General features: G+C 63.3%; 9 protein-coding genes. 4 read left to right on the forward strand and 5 right to left on the reverse strand.

Features of this window, described 5'->3' with window-relative positions:
- Window positions 1-20 precede the first annotated feature (20 nt).
- The 3 genes from gpt to E9677_RS12780 all read left to right on the forward strand — a co-directional run bounded on the left by gpt (window position 21) and on the right by E9677_RS12780 (window position 2,779).
- Entirely contained in the window at window positions 21-518 is a 498-nt protein-coding gene (gene gpt, locus E9677_RS12770; protein WP_112247723.1) for a xanthine phosphoribosyltransferase, read from the forward strand.
- A gap of 165 nt (window positions 519-683) precedes the next feature.
- Entirely contained in the window at window positions 684-1,121 is a 438-nt protein-coding gene (locus tag E9677_RS12775) for a DUF2231 domain-containing protein (protein ID WP_136559053.1), read from the forward strand.
- Window positions 1,118-2,779 carry a PQQ-dependent sugar dehydrogenase gene (locus E9677_RS12780; protein ID WP_136558482.1) on the forward strand — a complete coding sequence of 554 codons (1,662 nt, stop codon included), beginning with the start codon at window positions 1,118-1,120 and terminating at the stop codon, window positions 2,777-2,779. Before E9677_RS12775 ends, E9677_RS12780 begins: the two co-directional genes overlap by 4 nt.
- Window positions 2,780-2,861: 82 nt before the next feature.
- On the opposite strand, the gene E9677_RS12785 is transcribed toward E9677_RS12780, so the two are convergent.
- From E9677_RS12785 to E9677_RS25190, 3 genes are read right to left on the reverse strand one after another with little or no spacing between them, the layout of a single operon-like run.
- The gene (locus E9677_RS12785; protein ID WP_136558483.1) at window positions 2,862-3,395 is read right to left on the reverse strand and encodes an SRPBCC family protein; all 534 of its coding nucleotides are present in this window, start codon (window positions 3,393-3,395) and stop codon (window positions 2,862-2,864) included.
- A gap of 2 nt (window positions 3,396-3,397) precedes the next feature.
- Window positions 3,398-3,757: an ArsR/SmtB family transcription factor gene (locus E9677_RS12790; RefSeq protein ID WP_136558484.1), complete on the reverse strand. Its 360-nt coding sequence runs from the start codon at window positions 3,755-3,757 to the stop codon at window positions 3,398-3,400.
- Window positions 3,758-3,817: 60 nt separating this feature from the next.
- Complete coding sequence (locus E9677_RS25190; protein ID WP_168801203.1) at window positions 3,818-3,976, reverse strand: hypothetical protein; 159 nt, start codon at window positions 3,974-3,976, stop codon at window positions 3,818-3,820.
- A gap of 122 nt (window positions 3,977-4,098) precedes the next feature.
- Here E9677_RS25190 and E9677_RS12795 point away from each other — a divergent pair, with 122 nt between their 5' ends.
- Window positions 4,099-4,926 (forward strand): DUF1206 domain-containing protein, encoded by an 828-nt coding sequence (locus tag E9677_RS12795; RefSeq protein WP_136558485.1) that lies wholly within the window; start codon window positions 4,099-4,101, stop codon window positions 4,924-4,926.
- A gap of 25 nt (window positions 4,927-4,951) precedes the next feature.
- Here the strand turns inward: E9677_RS12795 and E9677_RS12800 are convergent, their stop codons facing one another.
- Complete coding sequence (locus E9677_RS12800) at window positions 4,952-5,581, reverse strand: NAD-dependent epimerase/dehydratase family protein (RefSeq protein ID WP_136558486.1); 630 nt, start codon at window positions 5,579-5,581, stop codon at window positions 4,952-4,954.
- A gap of 168 nt (window positions 5,582-5,749) precedes the next feature.
- Window positions 5,750-7,660: a methyl-accepting chemotaxis protein gene (locus tag E9677_RS12805; RefSeq protein ID WP_136558487.1), complete on the reverse strand. Its 1,911-nt coding sequence runs from the start codon at window positions 7,658-7,660 to the stop codon at window positions 5,750-5,752.
- Window positions 7,661-8,473: the final 813 nt, after the last annotated feature.

Here is an 8,473-nt window from a genome sequence, read left to right on the forward strand (position 1 = left end):
GCCAGCGGAGCCTTCTTCCCATGTCTCTTCCCGATAAAGCCTTCCCCGTCTCCTGGGACCAGTTTCACCGCGATGCCCGCGCGCTCGCTTGGCGCCTTGCCGGCCTCGGCCAGGAGTTCCGCGCCATCGTCTGCATCACCCGCGGCGGCCTGGTGCCCGCGGCGATCATCTCGCGCGAACTCAACATCCGCCTGATCGAGACGGTCTGCGTCGCCTCCTACCATGACTATGTGAACCAGGGCGAAATGAACCTGCTCAAGGGCATCACCGCAGAGCTTTTGGTGAATGGCGGCGAAGGCGTGCTCGTGGTCGACGACCTCACCGACACCGGCAAGACCGCTCTTGAAGTCCGCCAGATGATGCCGAAGGCGCATTTCGCCTGCGTCTACGCCAAGCCGAAGGGCGTGCCGACCATCGATACCTTCGTCACCGAAGTCTCCCAGGACACCTGGATCTATTTCCCCTGGGACATGGGCTTCACCTATCAGGAGCCGATCGCCAAGGGCTCGAAGGGCTGATACGCCCTCCTCCTGCATGATTTCCAAGAGCCCGCGCCATCGGCGCGGGCTTTTTGCAGCGCGCCTGTCGCTCACATCACAATCAGCCGGTGGTTGCAGTATGGAACAAAAGGCGGCGCTCGACCGTATGGCATGGGTATCCCATCCCTCAAGATCGAGATCGCCATGGCCATTCACTCTCCGCCCGCCGCCGGCAACGCCTATCCGTTTTCGGCGCTCTTCGCCCCCTTCCCCTTCGTCTGCTTCACGCTGACGCTGATCACCGACATCCTCTATTGGCGGACGTCGCATCTGATGTGGAGCAACTTCTCCGACTGGCTGTTGTTCTTCGGCCTGGTTTTCGGCGCATTCGCCGTGCTTGCCGGACTGATCGATCTCGCCCGCCCAGCCACCCGTGCGCTTCGTCCACGCTGGCCGGCCTCTCTCGCCTTCATCGGCATTCTCGTCCTCGCCATACTCAACAGCTTTATCCATGCCGGTGACGGCTGGACCGCCATCGTCCCTTACGGCCTCATCGCCTCGACCGTCACCGTGATCGCCATGATCGCCTGTGTCTATCTCACGGCCGACCAGCGCGCCGCCGATGCCTGGAGAACCCCATGAACCGCCCCACCCTGCGCCGCGCGGCGCTTGCTTCGACCGCTGTTCTCGTTCTCGCGCTCGCCGGCTGCAGCGACGACAACGGTGATTTCGACGTCACAAGCCAGATCGGTCCCGATCCTGTTCTGCCTGAGCCGAGCCAGTCCCTCGTGCCCGACCTCAAGGTCGCGGAAGTCGTCGGATGGGGCGACAACGAGACCCCCGACGTCGTCGACGGGTTCACCATCACGGCTTACGCCAAGGATCTCGCCAATCCGCGCACCGTGCACACGCTGCCGAATGGCGACGTGCTCGTGGTGCAGAGCAAGGCACCGCCCGGCAAGCCGGTCGAGCGGCCGAAGGATGTCATCCGCGGCTTCATCATGTCCTTCGCCTCGGGCGGCGGCGGCAACGACAAGCCGACCAATCTCATTACGCTGCTGCGCGATACCGATCGCGACGGCACCGTTGACGAGCGCCACGATCTGCTCACCGACCTCAACTCGCCCTTCGGCCTCGCCTTCGTCGAAGACACGCTTTACGTCGCAGCGGCCGATGCGGTGCTCGCCTATGACTACCAGCTCGGCCAGAACGAGATCACCACGCCGCCGCGGGTCCTGTCTCCCTTGCCGGGCGGCCCGATCAACCATCACTGGACCAAGGATCTGGCGCTCAGCCCCGACGGGCGCTTCCTCTATGCCTCGGTCGGCTCCAATTCGAATGCAGGCGAACGCGGGTTAGAGGCCGAAAAGGGCCGTGCCGCCATCTGGCAGATCGATCGCGAAACCGGCGCCTCGCGCGTCTATGCGTCTGGCCTTCGCAATCCGAACGGCCTCACGATCAACCCGGAAAGCGGGGCGCTCTGGACTGTCGTCAACGAGCGCGACGAACTCGGGCCGAACCTCGTGCCCGACTACATGACCTCGGTCCAGGATCGCGGCTTTTACGGCTGGCCCTGGAGCTATTATGGCCAGCATGTCGACCCGCGCCTGCATCCGCCGCGTCCAGACATGGTCGAGCAGGCGATCAAGCCCGACTATGCACTGTCCAGCCATGTGGCCGCCCTCGGCCTCGCCTTCTCGCTCGGCATGGCCATGCCGGCCGAGTATGAGAACGGTGCCTTCGTCGGCAATCGCGGCAGCTGGAACCGTGATCAGTTCAACGGCTACAAAGTGCTTTACGTGCCCTTCGAAAACGGCATGCCCTCAGGTGAAGCCCGCGACGTGGTGACCGGATTCCTCAATCCTGATGAAGAAGCCCGCGGCCGCCCCGTCGGTCTCGGCTTTGACGGAACCGGGGCGCTTCTGATCGCCGATGATGCAGGCAATACGGTCTGGCGCCTCGCCGCCGAAGGTGCTGCACCTCTCGCAGAGCCGATCGGGACGGACGAGATGCCGGCAGGCTCACCAGCAGCCGAGGCCAATTCGACGGCCGAGGAAGCAACGGAGACCGAGCCCGGCGGTACCATTCAGCCCGCTGCACCCGTCGATCCCACCGTCGCACCCGCAGAGGATCCGGCGGCTGCTCCGACGCCCGATGCCCCGGCCGATCCGGGCAATGGCACGCTGGCACCGCCGTCGGTCAATCCGCCGCAGACCGATGTCCCGGCCACAGGTCCGGAAGGTGCGGTGCAGGATGCCGAGCCCCCGACACCGGGCTCCACGCCAGCGCCTCAGCCCTGAGGCACCGGCTGACAGACGACAAGAAAAAGGCCCTCCCCGTCGCCGGGGAGGGCCTTCCTTCATGGCGCCGCAGGCAAGCGGCTCAGCGAGGGATGCGCTTGTCGTAGTCGGCCTTCAGGCGCAACCAGCCATCCCAGAACGGCTCCGGCGTCTTGCCCCTGAGCCTGGCTGCCAGAATGTCGAGATGCATGTGCCAGCCAGCGCCGACCATGAGCAGGTTCGCCCGGTCAGAGATCCGCCGGTGTGTGACAGTCATGAGGACTTCGTCACCCTCCGGCCTGAGGTCGATGCAGACTTCGCCGGTCTCCTGCCAGGTGAAGACGAGGCGCTTGTCCTTCTGGACTTCCAGAACCCGGCTCTTCATGCGCATTTCCTCGCTGAAGCCCTCGGGGCGCATGCCCGGCGGGTCGGTCAGTTCCTCGTTGCGCCAGACGAGTTCGAATGGCGCTCCCGCCTTTGCCTCCATTACACCGTCGGCCAGCCAGAGCTTTCGCTTGTCTGCATCGATGAGATAGCTCCAGATCCGCGAGGGCGGCCCGGGCAGCTTGCGTTCGATCACCAGCGTCGCCGGTTCCGCCACGCGTCCATAAGTGTCCATTTCCAGTAGTTCCGTCATCGTCATTCTCCATCCTTGTTGTTGGCAGATGCGGCGTCCTCCGCTCGGAGGAGCCGTTCGAGAACGTCCAGCCGGCCGGTCCAGAAGTGCTCATAGCTACTCAGCCACTGGTGGGCGCCGGAAAGCGGCGTCGGGTCCAGACGGCAGAGATGGGTTCGTCCCCTGATCTCGCGGCGCACGAGGCCTGCCACTTCCAGCACCTTGATGTGCTTGGACGCCGCTGCCAGCGACATGGCATGGGGCTCCGCCAGTTCGCCGACGCTCCGCTCTCCCTTGGAGAGGTCGAAAAGCATCTGGCGACGGGTGCGGTCACCAAGTGCGTGGAAGATCGTATCGAGGATCATGTCAGTTTGCTCAACCATGTGGTTGAATATCTGCCGACAGGCATGGATTGTCAACCATCTGGTTGAGGATCGCGCAATTTACATGAGCAGGGCACTTCCGATGACGAGGATCAGAAAGATCGTGACGATCGCCAGTGACCACCAGGACAGCACACTGCCGCTTCTGGGACCCGGATGATCTTTGTCCCGATAGCCGGTCTTCCGGTCTCCGTCATGGCTGGTGCGTTCGTCTTTCATGGCAATCTCCCTGTCATCCGAAAAACACCGCCTTGTCCCCGGAGGTTCCGTGCGGAGCGCTCTTTCGACGGAACCCGTTGCGCGCCCTTTCCGTTCTCTCCCGACACGAAAAGAGGGTTTCCATGAACACGCGGTCGAAATTTCACTTGTTGGCACGGGCGGGCTACAGCGCACGCGGCGTCGTTTTTCTGCTGATTGCTGCTCTTGCTCTGTTTTCCAGCTTTGCTGGCGGCGAACCAGATACGCAGTCGGCGCTCTCGGCGATCCTGCAGCAACCCTTCGGTCGGATCTGGATCGGCCTGATCGGGCTTGGGCTTGCCGGCTTTGTTGTCTGGCGGCTCGCCCAGTCGCTCGCCAATGCCGATGGCCAGGATGATGACCTGAAGGGCTACGCGATCCGTGCAGCCCTCTTCGGCAGCGCCATCACCTATGCAGGCCTTGCGGTCACCAGCCTGATGATGGCCTTGCAGATGTCGGGCGGCGGCGGCTCCGGTGGCGAAGAGGGTCTCGCCGCTTGGGCCATGGCCCAGCCCTTCGGCCGCTATCTCGCCGGCGCCATCGGCTTGGGCTTCGTCATCGGCGGCGTGATCACTGCCATGAAGGGGATCAGACGCCGGTTCGGACGCTATCTGGACCTCGATGCGGAAAAGAACTCGCCGGCCGTTCTCATCTCCATCTACGGCCTCGTCGCCCGCGGCGCGGTTTTCGCCATCGTCGGCGTCTTCTTCCTGTATGCCGCCTTCACCGTCGACCCGGAGCAGGCCGGCGGCATGGCGGATGCGCTGGCCTGGGTGCAGAGCCTTCCGTTCGGCGGCGTCATCTATGCCGTGGTCGCAGTCGGCCTCGCGGCCTTCGGCATCTACAACTTCGTCGAGGCGCGCTACCGTCGCATCAATGCGCCTGATGTCGGAGATATCCGCCGTCAGCTTCCGCTTGCCCGCATCAACTGAAGCCTGCGACAGACCGTCGATGCGGTCAAAGCAGGTCCTGCGATGGCACGACGGTCACGCCCGGCACCGCGGAGATGGCGGCCTCGAGCATGGCGCGGGCGATTGCCTCTGGGCGATTCGCCTGCATGGAGGGCGGCAGGATCGGCTTCAACACGGAAAGCACCCTGCCCGCCCATTGCTCCATGGGACGCGGTTCGGGACGCGGACCGTCGATCAGGCCTGGACGGACCAGCACGGTCCGCGCGAAACCGAGCTCCAAGATATCCCGCTCCGTCTCGCCCTTCACTCGGCTATAGAAGAAGAGCGACTTGACGTCCGCCCCTTTGGCGGAATTAAGGACGAAGGTCTTTGCACCATGGGCCTTCGCCAGCCTGGCGATTTCGACCGGATAGTCATGATCGACGCGGTAGAAGCGCTCGCGCGATCCGGCGGACCTCAGCGTCGTACCCAAGGCACAGATCACCGCATCGGCGGTCCAGATCGACGGATCCTGCGGAAGCTCGTCGAAATCCAATGTCGGTGCGGACAAACCCGGTCGTGATGGCAGCGGCCGGCGGGTCGGTGCGGTCACCCCTGCCACACGCGGGTCGGCGAGCGCCAGGTCCAGGACACGACTGCCGACAAGTCCGGTGGCGCCCAACAACAACAGCTGCATGATCCCGTGCTCCTTCACCTGAACGGCAGGCCCTGATAGGCCGGACCTCGCGCGTCAGCGCGACAAGGCTCAATGTCTGGCCACACTGCCCGTTCCATCGCGCAAACGCAAAAGGCGCCGCATCGCTGCGGCGCCTTGTCTTGTAACCGGTTTCCCGGATCCGTCAGCTCAGGCTGCCGTGCGGTATCCGGTCGAGCCAGAAGATGCGCCACCTTCGAGCTTGAAGCGGGCGAGCTGCGCCTGCAACTGGCGGGCTTCGCCGGCCAGAACCTGGCTCGCTGCCGTGGTTTCTTCGACCATGGCTGCGTTCTGCTGGGTCATCTGGTCCATGTGGTTGACCGATGTGTTGATCTCGCCGAGGGCTGCCGACTGTTCTTCGGCCGCGCGGGCGATCGTCACGACGTGGTCGTTGACGCGGTTGACCAGCGATTCGATCTCCTTGAGCGCCTCACCGGTAGAAAGCACAAGCGAAACGCCGCCCTTCACTTCCTCGGCCGAGGTGTTGATCAGCGTCTTGATCTCCTTGGCGGCATTGGCAGAGCGCTGGGCGAGTTCGCGCACTTCCTGGGCGACGACGGCGAAGCCACGACCGGCTTCACCGGCACGCGCTGCCTCGACGCCGGCGTTCAGGGCCAAGAGGTTGGTCTGGAAGGCGATCTCGTCGATCACCGAGATGATCTGGCTGATCTTCTGCGAGGACTGCTCGATGCGGCCCATGGCGTCGATCGCGTTGCGGACGATGTCGCCCGACTTGCCGGCGCTCGACTTGGTCTCGTCGACCATGTGCGAGGCTTCCTTGGCGCGCTGGGTCGAGGTCTTGACCGTGGTCGTAATCTCCTCGAGGGCTGCGGCTGTCTCTTCCAGCGAGGCTGCCTGCTGTTCGGTGCGGCGGGCGAGCTGGTTGGCAGCCGACGAGAGTTCACCGGAATTGTCGGTGATCGTGCCGGCGGCCGACAGGATGTTCTGCATGGTCTGGCGGAGAACCGCCATGGTCTGGTTGACGTTGCCCTGCAGTTCGGCAAAGGCGCCCTGGAACTGGCCGTCCATGTCGTGGGTCAGGTCTGCATCGGCGAGGGCTGCGATGACGCGGCGGACTTCGGTGATGCCGCGGTCGACGCTTTCGACCAGTTCGTTGACTGAGCCTGCGAAGCGCTGCAGGTCGGCATCGTCATAGGTCTTGGAAATGCGCTTGGAGAAGTCGCCGGCAGCAGCGGCCGCGACGATGCCGCTGATCGAGGTCTGCAGGTCCTTGCTCTGGGCGGTCAGGGCCGCTTCCTGAGCTTCCATGGCGCGCATGTGTTCTTCATTGGCGCGGAAGACTTCGAGCGCGCGAGCCATTTCGCCGATTTCGTCCTTGCGGTCGGTGCCGGGAATGGAATTGCCGCGCTTGCCGGAGGCCATGTCGGACATGATCGCCGTCAGGCTGCGGATCGGGTTGACGATGCCGCGGCGGGCGAGAAGGAAGCTGATCGCGACGCCGGCGAGAATGCAGACGGCCGCAGTCACGACCTGGACCAGCATGGTGAAGCCGGAAGCCGCGAGCGCGTTTTCACGCGAGCCCTTGAGGCTCTCGGCGGACGAGGTCGAATATTCCTTGACGACTGCGGTCACCGTCTTCTGGGCTTCGAGCGCCTTGTCGAGCTCGGTCTTCATCACGGCAAGGTCTTGGCCGGCAGGCGTGGCGGCAACGGCCACCATGGCGCGGATCTGGTTGAAATAGGCATCGAGCGCCGTCTTGGTGCGGTCGAGGATCTGTGCTTCGGCCTGGCTCGCCGTCGTCGCGATCTTCGGCAGGCGGGCGAGCATTTCGGCGGCACGCTTGTCGGTCTCGGCTGCGAAATCTGCCGCCTTTTCCGGTGCCAGCGCCAGCTGGTAGGTCATGCGGGAAATGGCGATGATGTCGACGCGCAGGTCCATGGCTTCACGGGCGACTTCTTCCCGCGCACCGGTATCCTTCAGGGCGGAGCCCAGCGAGGACAAGCCGCTTGCACCGACAGCTGCGATCGCGGCCGCCGCAACGCCCATCAGGACGACCACGAGGCTGACCTTCTTCAGAATGGAAAGATTGGCAATAGACATGGACAACTCACTCCGTGCGACCCGCCATCCTGGCAGGCGGCCTGTCGCGGCCAGGCATGGAGCTCATTCCATACTGTTCTTCCCTTGTCCTAGCAGCGACATATTGCCATTTCGTTGATGAGAGATACCGATATATGCACTGCACACTGGAGTCGGCGGCGACGTCTGGAGCCAGCGGCCCGATATCGTGTCAAGCGCCTCGACGCCCGCGACTCATCCCCAGAATTTTCGAGACGCATCCCAAATCTTGTGGCGGCGTGTCTTCGGCGCATCAAAACCCGTGAAAGCGGCTCGTTTAGGCACGAAATGTACCCGGAACTTTTTCACACGCAGCACTACATTTCGTGGCCCGCGCGTCACACCGGCGGAGAAAGCCGTGTCATTCCCGTGACTTCGCGCTTTTGCCCGTTATCCACAACCTGGCACCACAACATATAGCGTTAACATTTCCTTCACAGACCACCCCTTGACGGAATCAGTCTAGAAGATGTTAATGAGGCCAGTTGCGGCGGCGACTGGACCGGGCATGAACGAGGCCGGGTTTCATCAAACATTGTAGCGGCTTTCTTTAATGCGGAATGGCGTTTTGACGACGCTCTCCGCGATAGAAAATTTGTGCGATTTTGACCGCCGAACAGGGGTTCTGGGGCTAGCTGCAATAAACTGTTAGTACTATATTTAGTGTTTGCAGCCACCATCTCCACAAGATACAGGGTCCTCATCTCCGGATGAATCACCTGACGGATGAACGAGTGAACGGCTGCGCGGCCCACCGTGCGACCGAACGGAATTATTCGCGCCGAATTTCCGGCG

Origin of the sequence: Peteryoungia rhizophila (assembly GCF_004912145.1) — a bacterium.
GTDB classification, from domain to species: domain Bacteria; phylum Pseudomonadota; class Alphaproteobacteria; order Rhizobiales; family Rhizobiaceae; genus Allorhizobium; species Allorhizobium rhizophilum.